The following is a 17,965-nucleotide window of genomic DNA, read 5'->3' as shown; positions in this document are numbered from 1 at the left end:
GCCCTTGGCGGCGGCGAGAATTTCGGCGCGGATCGATTCCGGCTTCTCGCTGCGCGGATTGTCGTCGGTGATGATGACACCGTCGGCGTTGCCGGCGGCGATCTCGCCCATGATCGGACGCTTGCCGGCATCGCGGTCGCCGCCGGCGCCGAACACGACGACCAGCCTGCGCCTGGCGTAGGGACGCAGCGCCTGCAGCGCCTTCGCCAGCGCATCGGGCTTGTGCGCATAGTCGACGAAGATCGGCGCACCGTTGCGCTCGCCGACGCGCTCCAACCGACCTTTGGCGCCTTCGAGATGTTCGAGGCTCGCGAACACGTCCGCGGCGTCGCCGCCGGTGCCGATGGCGAGGCCAGCTGACACCAGCGCATTCTCGATCTGGAACTCGCCGACCAGCGGCAGCCGGATCGTATACCGCTTGCCGCGATGTTCGAGCGCGAGCACTTGCGAAAATCCTTCGACCTCCGCACCGGCGAGACGAATGCCCTCGCCCGCCCCGTCGCCGTTGCGACCGACTGCCATCACGCGCAAGCCGCGCGAATTCGCAGCACTGATCGCCTCCGCCGAGCAATCATGATCGGCGGAGATCACGGCCGCGCCCCCCGGCGGGACAAGTTCGCGGAACAGCCTGAGCTTGGCCGCGAGGTAATGCGCGACGGTCGGATGGTAATCCATATGGTCGCGCGAGAGATTGGTGAAGCCGCCGGCGGACACGCGCACGCCGTCGAGGCGATATTGGTCGAGCCCGTGAGAAGAGGCCTCGAAGGCGAGATGCGTGACGCCCTCGCGTGCGATCTCGTCGAGCTGCCGGTGCAGTGCGATCGGATCGGGCGTCGTCAGCGAGCCGTAGACGGTACGCTTCGGGGAAACGAGCCCGATGGTTCCGATGCTGGCGGAGGCGTGCCCGAGCCGCTCCCAGATCTGCCGGGTGAATGCGGCGACCGAGGTCTTGCCGCTGGTGCCGGTCACCGCCGCAATTGTCGCGGGCTGCGCGGGAAAAAATTTTGCCGCGGCCAGCGCCAGCGCGCGGCGCGGATTCGCGACTGTGATGAACGGCACCTTGCAGCCATCAGGGGCATGGTCGCCGACGACCGCCACCGCGCCGGCGGCAATCGCGGCATCGATGAAGCGCGCACCGTCGGTCTTGCTGCCCGCAAGTGCGAAGAAGAGATCGCCGGGCTTGACCGCGCGGCTGTCGAGGGCGCCGCCGGTCACGTCGAGCGCCGCGACCGCGGGCTCGATTGCGGCATCATTGCCCTGAACGTCCTGATCGAGGAGGTCGCGCAGCTTCATGGTCTTCCAGTCGACATGCCGGACCGGATTGCCGAATCTGCAGGGAAATCCCGACTCAGCAGCGGCAACGGCCCACCCGGTTGATTACTGGGTTGTCCTGGATGCTGCAAGAATAAGGCGCTCGGACGGCGGCAGGTCGAACCGCGGTTCGACGCCCAATAGCGGCGCGATCCGCTCGATCACCTTGCCGCCGGTCGGCACCGCGTTCCAGCCCGAGGTGATGAAACCTTTCGTTTCGGGAATCGCCTGGGGCTCGTCCAGCATGATCAGGATCTGATATTTCGGATCGTCGCAGGGCATGATCGCGGTGAAGGAGTTGAGCACGCGCTTCTTGGCATAGCGGCCGTTGATGACCTTCTCCGACGTGCCGGTCTTGCCGCCAACATAGTAACCCTTGACGTCGGCGGTCTTGGCGGTGCCGATTTCGGCATTGAGCCGCATCAGGAACCGCATCTTGTCGCTGGTCTCCGTCCTGATGACGCGCTTGGCCATCGCCGCCGCTTCGGACTCGCTGCGCTTCATGAAGGTCGGCGGAATCAAATAGCCGCCGTTCACCAGCGCGTTGATGCCCATCACCGCCTGCAGCGGCGCCACCGACATGCCCTGGCCGAAAGCGATGGTGACCGTGTTCAGCTCGCCCCAGCGGCGCGGAATCAGCGGAGCCGCGCTTTCCGGCAGTTCGGTGCGCAGCCGCGTCAACTGGCCCATCTTGCCGAGGAATGCCTTGTGGGCCTCGACGCCCTGGCCGAGCGCGATCCGCGCCGCGCCGATGTTGGACGAGAAGGTGAACACTTCCTTGGTGTTGATGAAGCGTCCGAGCGGATGGCTGTCGTGGATGGTGAACTTGCCGTAGTGCAGGTTTCCGCGTGCATCCCACGATGTGTTCAGATTGATCTTGCCGGAATCGAGCGCCATCGCCAGCGTGAACGCCTTGAAGGTCGAGCCCATCTCGTAAACGCCGGTGGTCAGGCGATTGATGCGGTCGGGATCGTGCGCTTCCTTCGGATTGTTGGGATCGAAGTCCGGAAGGGAGACCATCGCCACGATCTCGCCGGTCTTGACGTTGGAGACGATGCCGGAGGCAGCCTTGGTGTGGTATTTCTCCTTGGCCTTCAGCAGCTCGTCACGCAGTGCGTGCTCGACCCGCAGATCCACCGATAGCTCGATCGGCTTTTGCAGCCGGTCGGTGGCAAAGCCCGCGCGGTGGAGATCGGCGAGCCCCTGATTGTCGAGCCACTTCTCCATGCCGGCGATGCCCTGGTTGTCGATGTTGACGAGACCAATGAGGTGGGCGACCTCGTTGCCGGTCGGATAGACGCGCTTGTTCTCGCGCAGGAAACCGATGCCGGGAATGCCGAGCTTGTGGATGTCCTGCTGCTGCTTCGCCGTAATCTCGCGCTTGAGCCAGACGAAGCCCTTGCGCGTCTTCAGGCGCTCGCGCACCTCGGCCTCGTCGAGGTCGGGCACCGTGGCGGTCAGAAGTTCGATTGCCTCGTCCTTGTCGATGATGCGGCGCGGCTCGCCGAACAGGCTCGAGGCCTTGACGTCGGTCGCGAGAATCGCGCCGTTGCGGTCGACGATGTCGGGCCGCGCGGTCGCGACCACCTCCTGCGCCGCGGCGCGGCGTGCGCCATGGGCGTCGGCGCCGATCGCGAACATCACGAGCCGGCCGCCGATCAGGGCGTAGACCGCGCCGAAGGCGAGCATCGCCAGGCCGACGCGCGCCCGCGCCTTGGCCGCGCGATCGACGTTGCGCCCGTACAGCAGGCTGCGGATCAGCCGCTGCCGCCAGGGCTCAGCGGGCTTTTCTGCAGGTTTGGCCGGGGTCACAGCACTCATGGCTTGTCCTCGGGCTGAGGCACGGAGCCCGTCACATTATCGGGATCGCTGGCGGCTTCGATGGTGTTGAGCATGGCGCCGATCGGATCCGGCTCGCCCGGCCTGAACATCCGCAGCGGACGCTCGGGCAAATTCTTCAGTGAATCATATTGCGTGCCGTTGACCGGCTTGAGCTGCAGATGCCGGTCGGACAGGCCTTGCAGGCGCAGGGGCGCATCGAGCTTGGCCCATTCGGAGCGCAGCGCCGCGATCGCATCGCGCTGCTCGCGGATCTCCGCATGCAGCCGCAGCACCTTTTCGGTGCGCGCCGTGGAGTCCATCTTGATCCTATAGACATAGGCTGCCGCGAAGATCAGCGCGCCGATGACGAGGAGGTGGATGAAGCGCATGCGCTAGCCACCCCTCATGACGTCGGAGAGTTTTGGCCATGACGATTGCTCGCGATCATCATGCGCAGGCGCCGAGGTGCGCTCGCCGGCGCGCAGTTTTGCCGACCGCGCGCGCGGGTTATGCGCGACCTCGTCTTCGCCCGCGATCACCGGCCGCCGCGTCAGCAGCTGGAAGCTCGGCACCGCCTGCGACACTTCCGGCAAATGGCGTGAGCCGCCACCCGTCTTGCTGCGCAGGCTAAGGAAATTCTTGACGATGCGGTCTTCCAGCGAATGGAACGAGACGACAACGAGGCGACCACCGGGCTTGAGCACGCGCTCGGCAGCGATGAGCGCGCTCTGGAGTTCCTCGAGCTCTTCGTTGACGAAGATGCGCAGGGCCTGGAACGTCCGCGTCGCCGGGTGAATATCGCCGGGCTTGGACCGAACCACCCTGCCGACGAGCTCGGCGAGCGCGCGCGTGGTCGTGAACGGCGTCTCCTGACGGTCCGCGACGATAGCGCGGGCGATCCGGCGCGACTGCCGCTCTTCGCCGAGAAGATAAATGATGTCGGCGAGATCGCCTTCCGAGGCGCGCGCCACGACATCGGCCGCAGTCGGGCCTGCCTGCCCCATCCGCATGTCGAGCGGACCATCGAGGCGGAACGAGAAGCCGCGGCCGGCCTGGTCGAGCTGCATCGAGGATACCCCGACGTCCATCACGACGCCGTCGACGCCATCGATGCCTTGAGCCGCGCAGACCTCGGCGAGGTTGGAGAAACGATCTTCAACGAGGGTCAGCCTGCCCGCCGAGCATGCGACGAGCTCGGCGCCGCCCTCGATCGCAGTACGGTCGCGATCAATGGCAATCACCTGAGTTCCCGGCACGTCGAGGATCGCGCGGCTGTAGCCGCCGGCACCAAAGGTCGCGTCGATATAAAGGCCGCCTTCGCGCGGGGCGAGGTGGTCGATGGCCTCGCGGCCAAGAACGGGGATGTGCGGAGCCGAGCTCATGCGCCAGGCCTGCCGATCGCCCCGCCGGACTCCCAAGTGAGATCGGGGACGAACAAGCTCATAACGCCTCGAATGATTCCGCGTCGCGGCGGTTCCACGACCCAACCCCCGTCCGATATGGTTACCGTGCCCGGTCGTCCCGGGCCACCAACCCAGTATTCCCCTTGGAATTTGTCGGGCAGCCATGGGATTTCGAGCCAAAATACGCTTTGGCCGCCTCCGGACGCGGGTCGGCTCTTCATCTCTCAGTAACGGCCCTTAGCGTTAAGAAAGCGTTGATCGGCTCGCGACAAGTCGAAAAGCTGACGCGGCGGTGATGCTTCATCCACACACATGCGCCAAAATGCATCCGTTAACCTCGTCGCGCGGTTGCGCACGGTGGAGGGTAAAGGAATAGTAAAGAAAAGGGCTTGGCCCACTCTCTGTCTGTCTCGAGCTATTTATGTCGTCCGGTTCGTCCACGCCGTCTGGATCTGATTCGAAGCGTCAACGCGTTCTGCCGGTTCCCAAAGCGGCCGCGAACATGCGGACGTTCGAGCCGGATTCCTCGATCGTCTCCGACATCATCCCCTCACCGAACCATGGCGACCGCAACAAGGGCCGCCAACCCGATATGATTGTGCTGCACTACACCGGCATGCCCGACGTCGAAGGTGCGCTGGCGCGGCTCTGCTCCGCGGGCACAGAGGTATCGGCACATTATGTCGTGCTGGAAGACGGCCGCATCGTGCAATGCGTGCCGGAGGCCAGGCGCGCCTGGCATGCCGGCGTCTCGTCCTGGTCCGGCGAGGACGACATCAATTCCTGCTCGATCGGGATCGAGATCGTCAATCGCGGCCACGATTGGGGCTATCCGGAGTTTCCGCTGCGCCAGATCGCCGCCGTGATCGCGCTGTGCCGCGGCATCATGCTCCGCCGCAAGGTGCCCGCGCACCGGGTGCTCGGCCATTCCGACGTGGCGCCGGCGCGCAAGAAAGATCCCGGCGAAAAATTTCCGTGGCATTCGCTGGCCAATTCCGGCGTCGGACACTGGGTCACGCCCGCGCCGGTGGTGCGCGGCGAAAGCCTGATGCTCGGCACCATCAGCGATGAGGTGCTGAGCCTGCAGCAAGCGCTCGCCAGATACGGCTACGGCGTTCCCCTCACCGGCAAATACGACGCCGCGACCATGGAAGTCGTCACCGCGTTCCAGCGCCATTTCCGCCCGGCGCGACTGGATGGGGTCGCGGATCACTCGACGCTCTCGACCTTGCAGGCGCTGTTGGGGAGTCTCCCTCAGGAGACAACGACCATCGTGACGAAGTAGCTGACGTCTTCGAGAACGTGACCTCTTGCTCCGTCATGCCCGGGCTTGTCCCGGGCATCCACGTCTTTGTCGCGCCGGAAGAACGTGGATGGCCGGGACAAGCCCCGCCATGACGGAAACTCAGTTCATCTCCCTCATCCTTCGCGCATAAAGCCGTCGCAGCGGCTCTAACTGCGTCGCCTCCGTCGCAGCGCGATAGGCCTCGCGCGCCTCCTCCTTCCGGCCAAGCCGCCGCAACAAATCCGCCCGCACCGCTGGCAGCAGCTCATAGCCATGAAGCGCGCCGCGTGCGGCGGTCGCATCCACGAGATCGAGCGCGCGCGCGGGCCCATCGACCATCGACACCGCCGCCGCGTGGTTGAGTTCGATCACCGGCGACGGATTGATCCGCAGCAGCACTTCATAGAGCCCGGCAATCTGCGGCCAGTCTGTCTGCTCGTAGCTCGGCGCACGCGCATGCAGCGCAGCGATCGCGGCTTGTACTGCATACGGCTGCGGCCGGCCGGGCACGCGCAGTGCGTCGTCCACCAGGCGCAGACCCTCCTCGATCTGTGCATGGTCCCACTGCGAACGATCCTGCTCTTCCAGCAGCACGATGTCGCCGGCGGCGGTCTGGCGCCCTGCGCGGCGCGCATCGTGCAGCAGCATCAGCGCCAGCAGGCCCTTGATCCCGGCTCGATCGGGTAGCAGCCGGTCGAGCAAGCGGCCAAGCCGGATCGCCTCGGCGGCAAGATCGGGTCGCATCAAATCCGCACCGGACGTCGCCACGTAGCCTTCGGTGAAGACGAGATAGATCACGGCAAGCACACCATCGAGCCGCGGCACCAGCGTGTCGCGCTCGGGGACCTCATAGGGAATGCCGGCGAGCCTGATCTTCTGCTTGGCGCGGACGAGACGCTGCGCCATCGCCTCCTCGCTGACGAGGAAGGCGCGCGCGACCTGCGCCGTGGAGAGCCCGCAGACGGTGCGCAGTGTCAGCGCGACCTGGACTTCGGGCGCGAACGCAGGATGGCAGCAGGTGAAGATCAGCCGCAGCATGTCGTCGTCGAGCATTGCCGGCGGCTCGGCGGGCGCCTGCGCGTTCAGCTCGAGCTCGTGCACGAGCGCCTGCTCCTTGCCGCGGAAAACGGCCTGGCGCCTGATACGGTCGATCGCCTTGTGCCTGGCGACATTGACCAGCCAGGCACGCGGATTGTCGGGGACCTCGCACGCCGGCCAGCGCGCCAGTGCCACCGCAAAGGCGTCCTGGAGCGCGTCCTCGGCGAGATCGAAATCGCCGACGAGGCGGATCAGCGTGGCCAGCGCCCGCCCCGCCTCGTCGCGGAAGATCTTGTCGATCTCGGACAGCGTCATGCGCCGATGCGCGACGGCGCCGTCACTTGTCGTAGACCCAGATCGGCCGCACCTCGATCGAGCCGATACGCGCCGACGGAATCCGCGACGCGATCTCGATCGCAGCATCGAGATCCTTGGCCTCCACCAGGTAATAGCCGCCGAGCTGCTCGCGTGTTTCGGCAAACGGGCCGTCGGTCGTCAGCGTCTTGCCGTCGCGCACGCGGACGGTCGTTGCAGTCGTGGTCGGCTGCAAACGGTCGCCGGCCTTGAAATTGCCGCTCTGGATGATGCCTTGCGTGAAGGTCTGATATTCCGCCGTCATCTGCTGGCCGGCCGCCGGACGCATATTCGCGTACTCGGCTTCGTTCTGGTAGATCATCAGCAAATACTGCATCGCTTAACTCCTGCTGCACGGCTGGATCGCCGACATCCAGTCGAACGGGACACGCGCCCAACGACATCTTCAGGATAAATTATTTCGGGCGAACCGTGCATGGCGATATCGGCTTGCGGAACCGACACAAATGCTTCATGCGTAAGCCGTCAGTCGGCCGGACGGCCGCTCCGGCAAGTGCCGAAAGGCCGCCGGGGAGGAAAGTCCGGGCTCCCTTGACATACGGTGCCGGATAACGTCCGGCGGGGGCGACCCCAGGGAAAGTGCCACAGAGAACGAACCGCCCGCCGTCGCCCCTTCGGGGCTTTGGCGCGGCAAGCCCTCGGGCCTGCCGTGCCGTAGCAGCGCAAGCTGCGTAGGCAGGTAAGGGTGAAAAGGTGCGGTAAGAGCGCACCGCGGCTGCGGCAACGGAGCCGGCATGGTAAACCCCACCGGGAGCAAAACCGAATAGGGACGGCATAGCGGAGTGTTCGCGAAAGCGATAACGCCGCGGGGCGATGTCAGGCCCGCCGTCCGGGTAGGTTGCTCGAGGCCATGTGCAAACATGGTCCCAGAGGAATGGCCGTCACGTATCGTTCGCGCAAGCGGACGGTGCCCTACAGAACCCGGCTTAGAGGCCGGCTGATATCTTCAACGAGGGGTTCGATGCTGACTGCATCGGGCCCCTCACCATTTGGGGGCTTGCTATCCGACGATCTCTTGCAACACACCCATCAGCGCCTCCGGCGCTGTCACATTCGGCGCATGGCTCGCATCGAGTTCGAAAGTGCGCCAGCCATCCTCGGTCTTGGTGCGCTTCGCGAACTGCCCGAACACGTCGCCCGGCGGAATGCGCGTGCAATAGATGTAGCTGCGCGGCATCGCCGGCTCGCCATGTTCGAGTTTCAGCTTCGTCTCGAAACATTTGATCGGCATGTTGATCCGGCGGGCGTTGAGCCAGTCGAGATCGGCCGGCGGCGTGTCCGGCGGCGGCGGGTTCGGCGGGATGCGGTAGCCGTCGCCTGAGCTTGCAGCCTTGCGCATCGGCTCGCGCCCGCCCTCGTGGAGATCGAACAGCGATTGGCCGTCACGCGGCACGAAGGCGTCGAGATAGATCAATTGCGTCACCCGCTCGCGCGCGCGATCGGCGACACCGGTGGCGACCATGCCGCCATAGCTGTGGCCGAGGAGCACGATGTCCTCGAGATCCTCGAACCTGATGACGTTGAGAATGTCCTGGATGTGCGTGTCGAGATCGATCGCGGGACTGGCCAGATGCGCGCGCTCGCCGAGCCCGGTATAGGTCGGCGCAATGAGGCGATGGCCGGCCTTTGCCGTCAACGGATGCATCTTCTTCCAGGCCCACCCGCCGGACCACGCGCCGTGACAAAGCAGGAAGGTTTTTGAGCGTGCGGCCATCGGCGTTTCCATCGTTCTTGTTTGTACGATGGAGTGTAGCGGCCGGTCCCGCGATGTAAACGCTACGGCCCCTTAAGCCGCGCGCGCGTTCACCTTCACGAGGACGGCTGCAGGCCGACCAGCTTCGCGCCGCAGCTTGCCCGCCTCAAAACCATGCATGCCGATCTGCCATTGCAGCCCGACGATGGCACCCTTGGTCGGCTGCAACAGCGCGAGCGAAGCGAACAACGTCACCGGCAGCCACACCACCAGTTGCAGCCAGACGGCCGGCGCATAGGCGGTTTCGACCGCGAGGATTGCCGGCACCACGAGATGGCCGACGACGACCATCACGAGATAGGCCGGGAAATCGTCGGCGCGCTGGTGGAACAGCTCCTCGCCGCAATGGTCGCAGGTATCTGCCACCTTCAGGAAACGGCCGAACGCATGGCCTTCGCCGCAGTTCGGGCACTTGCCGCGAAATCCGCGCCACATCGCCTTTGCCAGAGAGACTGAACCGGTTGCCATGACCCCACCTCTTCCTTTTCTAGGATCCATACAATAATATCTTGTATCCATACATTCAAAGGATATGGGCCTTCATTGCATGGATTGGACCCCTACAATTTCGGAGCTGAGCGGGCCGCGCTATCAGCGCATCGTCGAAGCCATGGAGGCCGACATCGCCGCCGGCCGGCTGGTGCGCGGCCAGCAATTGCCGACGCAGCGGGCGCTGGCAAAGGCGCTCGGCATCGACCTCACCACGGTGACACGCGCCTACACCGAGGCGCGGCGCCGCGGCATCATGGAGGCCCGGGTCGGCCAGGGCTCGTTCGTGTCGGAGACCAGCGCGCGCCGCGTGGTCGATCTGCCGCATCCCGTCGCGATCGACCTCTCGATGAACGTGCCGCCGCAACCTCTCGAAGCGCAGCTCGACGAGCGCATCATCGCCGGGATGGAAGCCATCCGCGCGCAATCGGGCCTGACCGCGCATCTCAACTACCAGCCGCCCGGCGGCAGCGCACACGAGCGCGAGGTCGCGGCGCGATGGATGCGCCCCCGCGTGCCGCATGCGCATGCCGACAGGCTCGTGATCTTTCCCGGCGCACAGACGATCCTGTTCAACCTGCTCGCCCACGTCGCCCGGCCCGGCGACATCGTGCTGACGGAAGCCCTCACCTTCCCCGGCATCAGGGCCGCCGCCGCGCGCCTCGGCGTCAGACTCGTCGGCGTCGCGATGGATGACGGCGGCATCCTGCCAGAGGCGCTGGCAAAGGCTTGCCGCACGCATAGACCGAAAGCGGTCTATCTCATTCCGACGCTGCACAATCCGACCACCGCGACGCTTCTCCCCGAGCGCCGCAGCGCCATCGCCAAGATCATCAACGATGCCGATACGATTCTGATCGAGGACGATGCCTACGGGCTGCTCGATCGCTCGGCATCGCCGATCGCCAATCTCATTCCGGATCAGACATATCTCGCGACCACGCTGTCAAAATGTATGGCGCCCGCACTACGGGTCGCCTATCTGGTGACGCCCGACGGCAGCTCGCAGCGGGAGATGCGTAGCTCTTTGCAGGCGACGGTGCAGATGCCGGCGCCGCTGATGGTCGCGCTGGTGACGCATTGGATCGAGACCGGGATCGCCGACCGCATCATCACCGCCATCAGAAGCGAGGCGATCGGCCGCCAGCAGCTCGCGCAACGGGCGCTCAAGGGATTTGAGTTCCAGGCCAAGCCCGCCGCGCATCATCTGTGGCTGCGGCTGCCGGAGGACCGTCCCGATGTCGCGGCGCATCTGCTGCGGAATGGACTGGCAGTCGTCGCCGGCGAGGCCTTCACCGTCGACGGGACCGCACCACACGCGGCACGCGTCTCGCTAGGCGCGGCGCGCAACCGGGCGGAATTGACGGAGGCGCTGCGCATCCTCATGAGCGCGCTGCACAGGCCCGCCGACACCCGGCAGATCGTCTAGCAAATACCTATCGATGCTGCCGGCGATGGTGGGAGCGCACGACCGGCGCAACAGCCGATGGATAAGCTTGCGATGCGTAGGCATCGCTCGGCTGGCCGAGAGCCCCGCGCGCGGCGGGCGTGAGCTGGCCGCCATTCAGAACGTCGCGGTCGGGATGGGCAGCCTGATAGGCCGCAGGCTCGGAAAACTGGGCCTGCGCCATGGTCGGCATCAAGGCCGCCGCCGACACTAGTGCGGCCGCGACGGCAATCTTCGTGCGGGTCATCGTCCTTCTCCATATCTCATTCGGGAGACTGGCCGATCGAACCGCATGATGGCGTCGAGCGGGCCCCCAGTTTGAAGTACGAGCGTCATGTAGGCCTGTCTTTCGCGAACGCCCGCTGCTGGGGATCACGCTTGCGTGCGGTTTTGAAATTGACCTGCATGGCCGCAGCTGTGCTATGCGAGCGATGGCGATCAACAGTTCGGGATCGTCAAGATAACAGGGACAATCTGTTGGAAATACTCACCTACGGGCTGCTGCTGCTCGGCGCACTGGCCGGGGGCTTCGTCTCGGGCCTTGCCGGTTTCGGCACGGCGCTGATGGCGCTCGGCATCTGGCTCTACGTGCTGCCGCCCTCTCTCGCGGTGCCCCTGGTGCTGATCTGCTCGGTGATCGCGCAGAGCTCGACGCTGCCGTCGATGTGGAAGAGTTTTGATCTCTCGCTGGTCTGGCCGTTCCTGATTGGAGGACTGATCGGCGTGCCGCTGGGCACCATGCTGGTCGCCTCCGCCGATCCAAAAGTGTTCAAGCTGAGCGTCGGCGTGCTGATCCTTGTTTTTTCGACGGCTCTCTATCTGAACAAGCGGCCGCTCGCCGTCACGTTCGGCGGCCGCATTGCCGACGGCGCGATCGGTTTTGCCGGCGGCATCTTGGGTGGCCTTGCCGGACTGTCGGGGCCACTTCCGATCCTGTGGGCAAACATCCGAGGCTGGAACAAGCACGAGCGGCGCGGCATCTTCCAGCTCTTCAATTTCACCGTGCTCGGCGCCGCCTTGGTGTTGCAGACCGCCTCGGGCCTCGTCGCGTTCAAGGTGGTCTGGCTCGCAGTGATCGCATTTCCGGGCACGCTGATCGGCGCATGGGCCGGCGCGCGCGTCTATCATGCGCTGAGCGACAAGCATTTCGGCGATGTCGTGCTCGGTCTGTTGTTCCTGTCGGGCCTCGGCCTGGTCTGGAACAGTTTGGGCACGCACTGACTCCGTATTGTCTTCGCGGCGAGCGCCATGCCGCCGGCAATGCCGACGCCAAGCACGTAGATCCAGCCCTCGGCGAAATCGAACAGATGCGAGTTGAGCAGCGAGGACAGCATGTTCTGCACCACGACCAGAAGGCCGACCCAGCAGGCCAGCCCCTCTCCGCGAAACAGCGAGAGGTGCGCGAACCAGAGCGCATAGAGGATCACGACGCCCGACGCGCCCCACTGCACGGCGACATTGAGCGTCTGGTTGTGCGGATCACCGACGATTTCCGCTCGAACCCCGCTCTCGCCGACAGCCGCGCGCGCGAACAGGCCGCGGATCGCCCCGGTGCCGTGACCGAGCAGCGGCGCGTCCGCGGTGAACGCCAGCGATTTGCGCCAAAACTCCAGTCGTGACCCCATGCCGCTGACATCATTGCCGGCGATGCTGACCTCATAGTCTCCGTTGAATTTGGCGACTGTTGCGCGCAGACGCGGCGAGGCGGTCCACAGCAGCACGGCCAACAGCCCCATCGCGCCGACGGCGAAGAGTGCGGTGCGGCGGCGCAAATGCAAAAGCGCGAAGACCACGATCAGGATCGGCAGCGTCACCAGCGCTGTCCGCGAGACCACGACGAACATCATGTTGGCGAGGAATCCGATCGCGAGCGCCACGAACAGCGCCGCGACGCGGTAGCGGCCTCGTCGCAGCAGCGACACGATCGGGTAGACCAGCGCGATCGCACAGAGCGCGAACTCCTGGCTCTGGTCGATATAATTGCGCACCGCGATCCCGCTTTCGACCTTGTAGGGCCCGCGCGACAGATAGAGTTTCAGCGACAATGCGGGATCGACGGCGACGGCGAAGGAATAGAGCATCAGTGCCGTGCAGGATACCAGGAACGCGGAAAACACCCAGCCGCCAAACGGCCAACGCTCGAACTGGTAGATCAGAAGCGGAATTACCAGCAGCTTCGCCGCCGGGCCGATCGCATGGATTCGGTCCGGCCACGGCGCATCCGACCAGAGCGTGCCGATGGCGGCGAGTAGGACCAGCGCAATCGGCAGCAGGCAGATTGCCCGAAGCAGCGAACGCGGAAATTCGCGAAGGTCGAGGAACGCGAACGCGATCAGCCAGGGAATGAGCGCGAAAATGAGCCCGGTCGTGGTCCACGGCAACAGCAACGCGATCAGCGCGACGGAGCGGGCTGGCGTGCGATAGCGTGCCGCCCAGATCGCGGCGAGCCAGGAATTGGGCCGCTGCTCGTTCAACACCTCGGTCATTTGGCCCCTGCAGCCGATCCCCACGGCGCGGCAAGTTTGCCGGAGCCGTGGGGCGGGGACAAGCGATCGCTACGCTGGCGCGCGTACAGGAGACGCCACGCGCTTGGGCGCAGCCGGCTCCGGGGACTTCTCATGCCGGAGCGTGGCAAGGCGCTTCCTGAATTCACGCCGTAGCAGCCACAAGCTCAGGGCCGCCTGCAGCGTGGTTGTCGCGATCGACAGGTACCAGACGTGCTCGATCCGGAAGCCCGGCCGCGTCGACAGCCAGATCGCCGGCAGCGAATAGGTGAGCACGCGCGTTGCCGAACTCCACAGCACCGGCTTGGTATTGCCGAGGCCCTGGAACATGCTCGAGCAGGTGAAGATCACGCCCTGCGCCACCATGTTGAGCGAGATGATCCGCAGGAACAGGAACGCGATCTCCATGGTTTCCCGGTCGTTCGAGAACCCCGAGAGCAGGAGCTGCGGCTTCAACTGCGCGAGGCACATGAAGCCTATCATCACGACACTGGTGATCAGCGCCGCCTTGACGAAGGTTTCGCGCACGCGCTCGCCTTTTCCGGCGCCCATGTTCTGGCCGGCGATTGGCCCAGCGGCGAGCGCAACTGCAAGCGCCGGCATCTGGATCAGGCCCAGGACCCGTTGTCCGATCCCGAAACCGGCCTGCGCCGCCGCACCGAAATCGCGCAGCACGAAATAGACCACCGCCATGAGGATGAACATCATCGCGAACTCGCCGCCGGCAGGCAGGCCGACATTGAGGATGCGCCTCAGATGCTGCGCCTGCGGACGCCACTGCGCCGGATTGAAGGCGACATAGCGTTCGACCTTACGAAAATGCGCAAGCAGCGTCACGACGCCGATCAACACCGCGATCGAGCTCGCCAGCCCCGCACCGGCAACGCCGAGCGCATGGCCCGTGCCCAAGCCCGCGATCAGAACCGGCGCCAGCGCGATGTTGATGGCCACCGCAAGCGCCTGCACCAGCATCGTGGGACGCACGATGCCGGTAGCGCGCAGCGCGGATCCCATCACCTGGCTCGCGAATTGCAACGCGAGCGCCGGCATGAACCACAGCAGATACGTGGCCCCCGCCTCGATCGTGGCTTCGTCCGCGGCGATCGCATGCATGTAGGCGCGCGACAGCGCCGCGCCTGCGACCAGGGTCAACAGTCCGAACAGCACCGACAGCACGATCGCCTGATTGAAGATCAAATTGGCATCCGGCCGATCCTTGCGTCCCACGGCATGCGCGATCAACGACACCGCGCCGACGCCGAGCACCTGCATCAGCGCGTTGATGAGAAAGCCGGCATTGCCGGCCGCCGCCACGCCCGCGACCGCGGCATCGCCCAAGCCCGAGACGAAGTACAGATCGACCAGCTGGCAAAGCATGATCGTGACCATACCGACCATGATCGGCGGTGCCATGCCCAGAATGTGCTTCGCGACGGAGCCGTTGGTCAGGTCTTTCATTTCACCCATCCTTGACCGATTCCTTGGCGACGCGGCCGACATTGGTCCGCCGGCCGCGCGCCACTCATTCCGCTGCTGCGATCTGTCCGAGCTCCACCACCTGGCGCTCGAACAGGCCGCGATAGATGCCGCCGGGCCTGGCCGCGAGCTTGGCATGCGTGCCTTGCTCGACGATCTCGCCGCGGTCGAACACCAGGATGCGATCGAGGCTCTTCACCGTCGAGAGCCGGTGCGCGATCACGATCGAGGTGCGGCCTCGCATCAGCCGCTCCATCGCCTGCTGGATCAGCGCCTCGGATTCCGAATCGAGGCTCGAGGTCGCTTCGTCCAGGATCAGCACCGGCGCGTCCGCCAGGAAGGCGCGCGCCAGCGCCACGCGCTGCCGCTCGCCGCCGGAGAGCTTGACGCCGCGTTCACCGACCAGCGTGCCGTAGCCCTTGGGCAGGCGCAGGATGAAGTCATGCGCGTTGGCCAGCCGTGCCGCCTGCTCGATCGCCTCCAGGCTGGCGCCGGGCCGGCCATAGGCGATGTTCTCGGCGAGCGAGCGGTGGAACAGGATCGGGTCCTGCTGCACGACCGCGATCTGGCTGCGCAGCGAATGCTGCGTGGCCTTGGCGATGTCTTGCCCATCGATCAGAACGCGGCCGCCGGTGACGTCGTAGAGCCGCTGCACCAGCTTGACGAAGGTGGTCTTGCCGGAGCCGGAGCGGCCGACGAGACCGACGCGTTCGCCGGCGCGGATCGTGACCGACAGTCCGTCATAGAGCGGCGCATGATGGCCGCCATAATGGAACGTGACGTCGTCGAACACGAGCTCGCCGCGCTCGATCGCAATCGGCCGCGCGTCCGTCGCATCCGCAATCCCGATCGGCTCGTCGTGGATCGCCACCAGCTCCTCCATGTCATTGACCGAGCGCTGCAGGTTGTTGATGTGCATTCCGACGTCGCGCAAATAGGCATGGATGACGTAGTAGCTCGTCAGCACATAGGTGACGTCGCCGGGCGAGGCTCGCCCCGACATCCACAGCAGCACGGCGCCGCCGATCACGGAGGCACGCAGGGCCAGCAGCACCGAGAGCTGCGCCAGATTGGTGTAGTTGTAGCGCAGCCAGGTCCGCCGCACGCGCACGCGCCAGCGGTTGACGACACGGGCAAGCCGCGCATCCTCGCGCGCTTCCGCGCCGAACGATTTCACCACCGCGTTGCAGGTCAACGCATCCGCCAGCGTGCCGCCGACCTTGGTGTCCCAGGCATTGGAGATGCGCGCGGCCGGCGCGATGTAGCGCGTCGAGAACAGCACCGTCATCGTGACATAGGCCAGCGCGCCCAGCGCGATCACCGCGCCAAGCGAGGCCCAGTGCAGGCCGAGCAGGATCATCGACCCGATCAGCACCAGCAGCGACGGCGCCAGCGCCATCAAGATGGTGTCGTTCAACAGGTCGAGCGCCCACATGCCGCGGGTGACCTTGCGCACCGTGGATCCCGCAAAGGAGTTGGCGTGCCAGTCGGTCGAGAACCGTTGCACGCGCATGAAGGCTTCCTGCGCGACCTCGGACATGATCTTTAGCGAGAACGGCACGATGGCCTGGAGGCCGGTCAGCCGCAGCACCATGGAGGCTGCGCCCAGCGCCACGATACCGCCCAATGCCATCAGCGCCGCGTGCCGCGCGGCGGAATCGGATGGGCCGCGCGTCAGGGCGTCGACCAGATGTCCGGAGAAGACCGGCATGAACAGGTCGGCGATGGTCGCACCCAACAAGCCGCCGGCGACGATGAGGGTACGCCCCGGCTGCTTCAGCCAGTGCCGGAACACGAAGGGCAGCACCACGCGTATCGCCGCGGGCCTTTTTGACAGAGCGGTCATGGCATCATCCGGCCGCTTATGGCGCGGGCCGGCTCCATTGATGGACGCAGGCCGGCCGCGAGGGCCGAGACGGCGTCACTTAAAGTTGGTTTTGACTTGGGAAGCGGGGCGATCGGGACCAGGAGCCCAATCGAAGCTGGCGGAAGAGGCCTCTAGGAGGCCGAGCACATACCGAGCCAGAACATCATCGAGCGCGGGCGTGCGATCTGCGAATGCGACGAAATCATGCAAATCCTCCCGGTTCGATGGAATGAGGTGCGCTTTATAGATGTGTCAGTGGTGATTTGCAACGGGGCTCGCGCGAGATCACGCACGAGTGTTGCAAATTAGTGCGCGTCGCCGCTGGCGCCGAACGGCGAGGCCGGCCTCTTCAACAGTGTGACGAGCAGGGTGAGGCCGAGATAGAACAGCGTCAGGATGAAGAAAGCATCGCCGAAGCCCATCACCACGGCCTGGCGATGCACGAGCTGGCTGAGCTGCTTCATCGCCATCAGCGTGGAATCGCCAAGCCCCTGAAACTTCTGCATGAACATGGTCAGGGTTTCGGTCGCGGTCGCGTTGCCCCAGGTCACACGCTCCTGCAGGCGCGTAATGTGCAGATCGGTGCGGTCATTGAGCACGGTGTTGATGACGGCGAGACCTACGGCACCGCCGAGATTGCGCATCAGGTTGAAGAGGCCCGAGGCGTTCTTCACCCGGTCGGGCGCCAGCGTGCCGAGCGCGATGTTGTTGGTCGGCACCATCGCGAACATCATGCCGATGCCGCGCAGGATCTGCGGAATCAGCAACTCATAGAAATCGTAGTCGCGCGTGATCCAGGTCATCTGGTAGGAGCCGAGCGCGAACACGACGAGCCCGAACGCGATCATGTAGCGCATGTCGTACTTCGCCATGAGACGCCCGACCACCGGCGCGATCAGGAACATGGTGATGCCCGAGACGAACATGGTCTCGCCGATCATCAGTGCGCTGTAGCCACGCACTTCGGCGAGGTAGCGCGGATAGATGTAGGTCAGGCCGTAGAGGCCGATGCCGATGCAGAACTGAAGGACGCAGCCGATCGCGAAATTGCGGTTGGAAAAGGTGCGTAGATTGACGATCGGCTCGGCCGCCGTGAAGACGCGCCAGAAGAAGGCGATCGCCGAGATGCCGCAGATCCAGGCGCAGATCGCGACCGAGGGGTCCTGCATCCATTCATATTGCGGGCCTTCCTCCAG

16 protein-coding genes and 1 other RNA gene are annotated in these 17,965 nt (G+C 65.2%); 4 read left to right on the top strand and 13 right to left on the bottom strand.

The genetic code is table 11. From position 1 onward, the window contains the following. The 4 genes from IVB32_RS24220 to rsmH all read right to left on the bottom strand — a co-directional run. Positions 1-1,293, bottom strand: a 1,293-nt coding sequence (locus IVB32_RS24220; protein WP_247411690.1) for a UDP-N-acetylmuramoyl-L-alanyl-D-glutamate--2,6-diaminopimelate ligase, incomplete at its 3' end; no start/stop codon positions are given. Between the two features lie 84 nt (positions 1,294-1,377). Then, positions 1,378-3,132: a penicillin-binding protein 2 gene (locus IVB32_RS24215; RefSeq protein WP_166517606.1), complete on the bottom strand. Its 1,755-nt coding sequence runs from the start codon at positions 3,130-3,132 to the stop codon at positions 1,378-1,380. After that, complete coding sequence (locus tag IVB32_RS24210) at positions 3,129-3,521, bottom strand: hypothetical protein (protein WP_247294869.1); 393 nt, start codon at positions 3,519-3,521, stop codon at positions 3,129-3,131. The genes IVB32_RS24215 and IVB32_RS24210 overlap by 4 nt, the downstream gene beginning before the upstream one ends. Before the next feature lie 3 nt (positions 3,522-3,524). Beyond that, a complete protein-coding gene (gene rsmH, locus IVB32_RS24205) occupies positions 3,525-4,514 on the bottom strand; it encodes a 16S rRNA (cytosine(1402)-N(4))-methyltransferase RsmH (protein ID WP_162496556.1) in 990 nt (329 codons plus the stop codon). Between the two features lie 523 nt (positions 4,515-5,037). On the opposite strand from rsmH, the gene IVB32_RS24200 reads away from it, so the two are divergent. Beyond that, positions 5,038-5,820, top strand: a complete 783-nt coding sequence (locus tag IVB32_RS24200) for an N-acetylmuramoyl-L-alanine amidase (RefSeq protein WP_085349089.1) — start codon at positions 5,038-5,040, stop codon at positions 5,818-5,820. Positions 5,821-5,940: 120 nt separating this feature from the next. Here IVB32_RS24200 and IVB32_RS24195 read toward each other — a convergent pair whose 3' ends face one another. Next, positions 5,941-7,173, bottom strand: coding sequence for an RNA polymerase sigma factor (locus IVB32_RS24195; protein ID WP_247294871.1), 1,233 nt, complete (start codon positions 7,171-7,173; stop codon positions 5,941-5,943). Positions 7,174-7,195: 22 nt separating this feature from the next. Then, positions 7,196-7,549, bottom strand: a complete 354-nt coding sequence (locus IVB32_RS24190) for a YciI family protein (protein WP_018454229.1) — start codon at positions 7,547-7,549, stop codon at positions 7,196-7,198. Positions 7,550-7,698: 149 nt separating this feature from the next. On the opposite strand from IVB32_RS24190, the gene rnpB reads away from it, so the two are divergent. Further along, positions 7,699-8,178, top strand: an RNA gene (rnpB, locus tag IVB32_RS24185) — RNase P RNA component class A. Positions 8,179-8,233: 55 nt separating this feature from the next. Here the strand turns inward: rnpB and IVB32_RS24180 are convergent. Then, the gene (locus tag IVB32_RS24180) at positions 8,234-8,947 is read right to left on the bottom strand and encodes an alpha/beta hydrolase (RefSeq protein WP_247294873.1); all 714 of its coding nucleotides are present in this window, start codon (positions 8,945-8,947) and stop codon (positions 8,234-8,236) included. Between the two features lie 72 nt (positions 8,948-9,019). Then, positions 9,020-9,454: a DUF983 domain-containing protein gene (locus tag IVB32_RS24175; RefSeq protein WP_231190417.1), complete on the bottom strand. Its 435-nt coding sequence runs from the start codon at positions 9,452-9,454 to the stop codon at positions 9,020-9,022. Positions 9,455-9,533: 79 nt separating this feature from the next. Between IVB32_RS24175 and IVB32_RS24170 the strand changes: the two genes are divergently transcribed. Then, entirely contained in the window at positions 9,534-10,904 is a 1,371-nt protein-coding gene (locus IVB32_RS24170) for a PLP-dependent aminotransferase family protein (RefSeq protein ID WP_247294875.1), read from the top strand. A gap of 7 nt (positions 10,905-10,911) precedes the next feature. Here the strand turns inward: IVB32_RS24170 and IVB32_RS24165 are convergent, their stop codons facing one another. Next, positions 10,912-11,169, bottom strand: a complete 258-nt coding sequence (locus tag IVB32_RS24165; RefSeq protein ID WP_018454225.1) for a hypothetical protein — start codon at positions 11,167-11,169, stop codon at positions 10,912-10,914. 230 nt (positions 11,170-11,399) lie between these two features. Between IVB32_RS24165 and IVB32_RS24160 the strand changes: the two genes are divergently transcribed. Then, positions 11,400-12,143 carry a sulfite exporter TauE/SafE family protein gene (locus IVB32_RS24160; protein ID WP_085349094.1) on the top strand — a complete coding sequence of 248 codons (744 nt, stop codon included), beginning with the start codon at positions 11,400-11,402 and terminating at the stop codon, positions 12,141-12,143. On the opposite strand, the gene IVB32_RS24155 is transcribed toward IVB32_RS24160, so the two are convergent. From IVB32_RS24155 to IVB32_RS24140, 4 genes are all read right to left on the bottom strand, one after another. Continuing rightward, on the bottom strand, positions 12,047-13,408 hold the full coding sequence (locus IVB32_RS24155; RefSeq protein ID WP_247294877.1) for an O-antigen ligase family protein: 1,362 nt from the start codon (positions 13,406-13,408) through the stop codon (positions 12,047-12,049). The genes IVB32_RS24160 and IVB32_RS24155 overlap by 97 nt on opposite strands. A gap of 69 nt (positions 13,409-13,477) precedes the next feature. After that, positions 13,478-14,884, bottom strand: coding sequence for an MATE family efflux transporter (locus IVB32_RS24150; protein WP_247294878.1), 1,407 nt, complete (start codon positions 14,882-14,884; stop codon positions 13,478-13,480). Positions 14,885-14,948: 64 nt separating this feature from the next. Then, positions 14,949-16,748, bottom strand: coding sequence for an ABC transporter ATP-binding protein (locus tag IVB32_RS24145; RefSeq protein WP_247370204.1), 1,800 nt, complete (start codon positions 16,746-16,748; stop codon positions 14,949-14,951). 326 nt (positions 16,749-17,074) lie between these two features. Further along, the coding region (locus tag IVB32_RS24140) for an MFS transporter (protein ID WP_247411686.1) at positions 17,075-17,965 on the bottom strand (891 nt) is incomplete at its 5' end.

This window comes from Bradyrhizobium sp. 23 (genome assembly GCF_023073295.1).
In the GTDB taxonomy this organism is placed as follows: domain Bacteria; phylum Pseudomonadota; class Alphaproteobacteria; order Rhizobiales; family Xanthobacteraceae; genus Bradyrhizobium; species Bradyrhizobium canariense_D.
The sequence above is the reverse complement of the archived record's forward strand: the minus strand, read 5'-3'. Positions and strand labels throughout refer to the sequence as shown.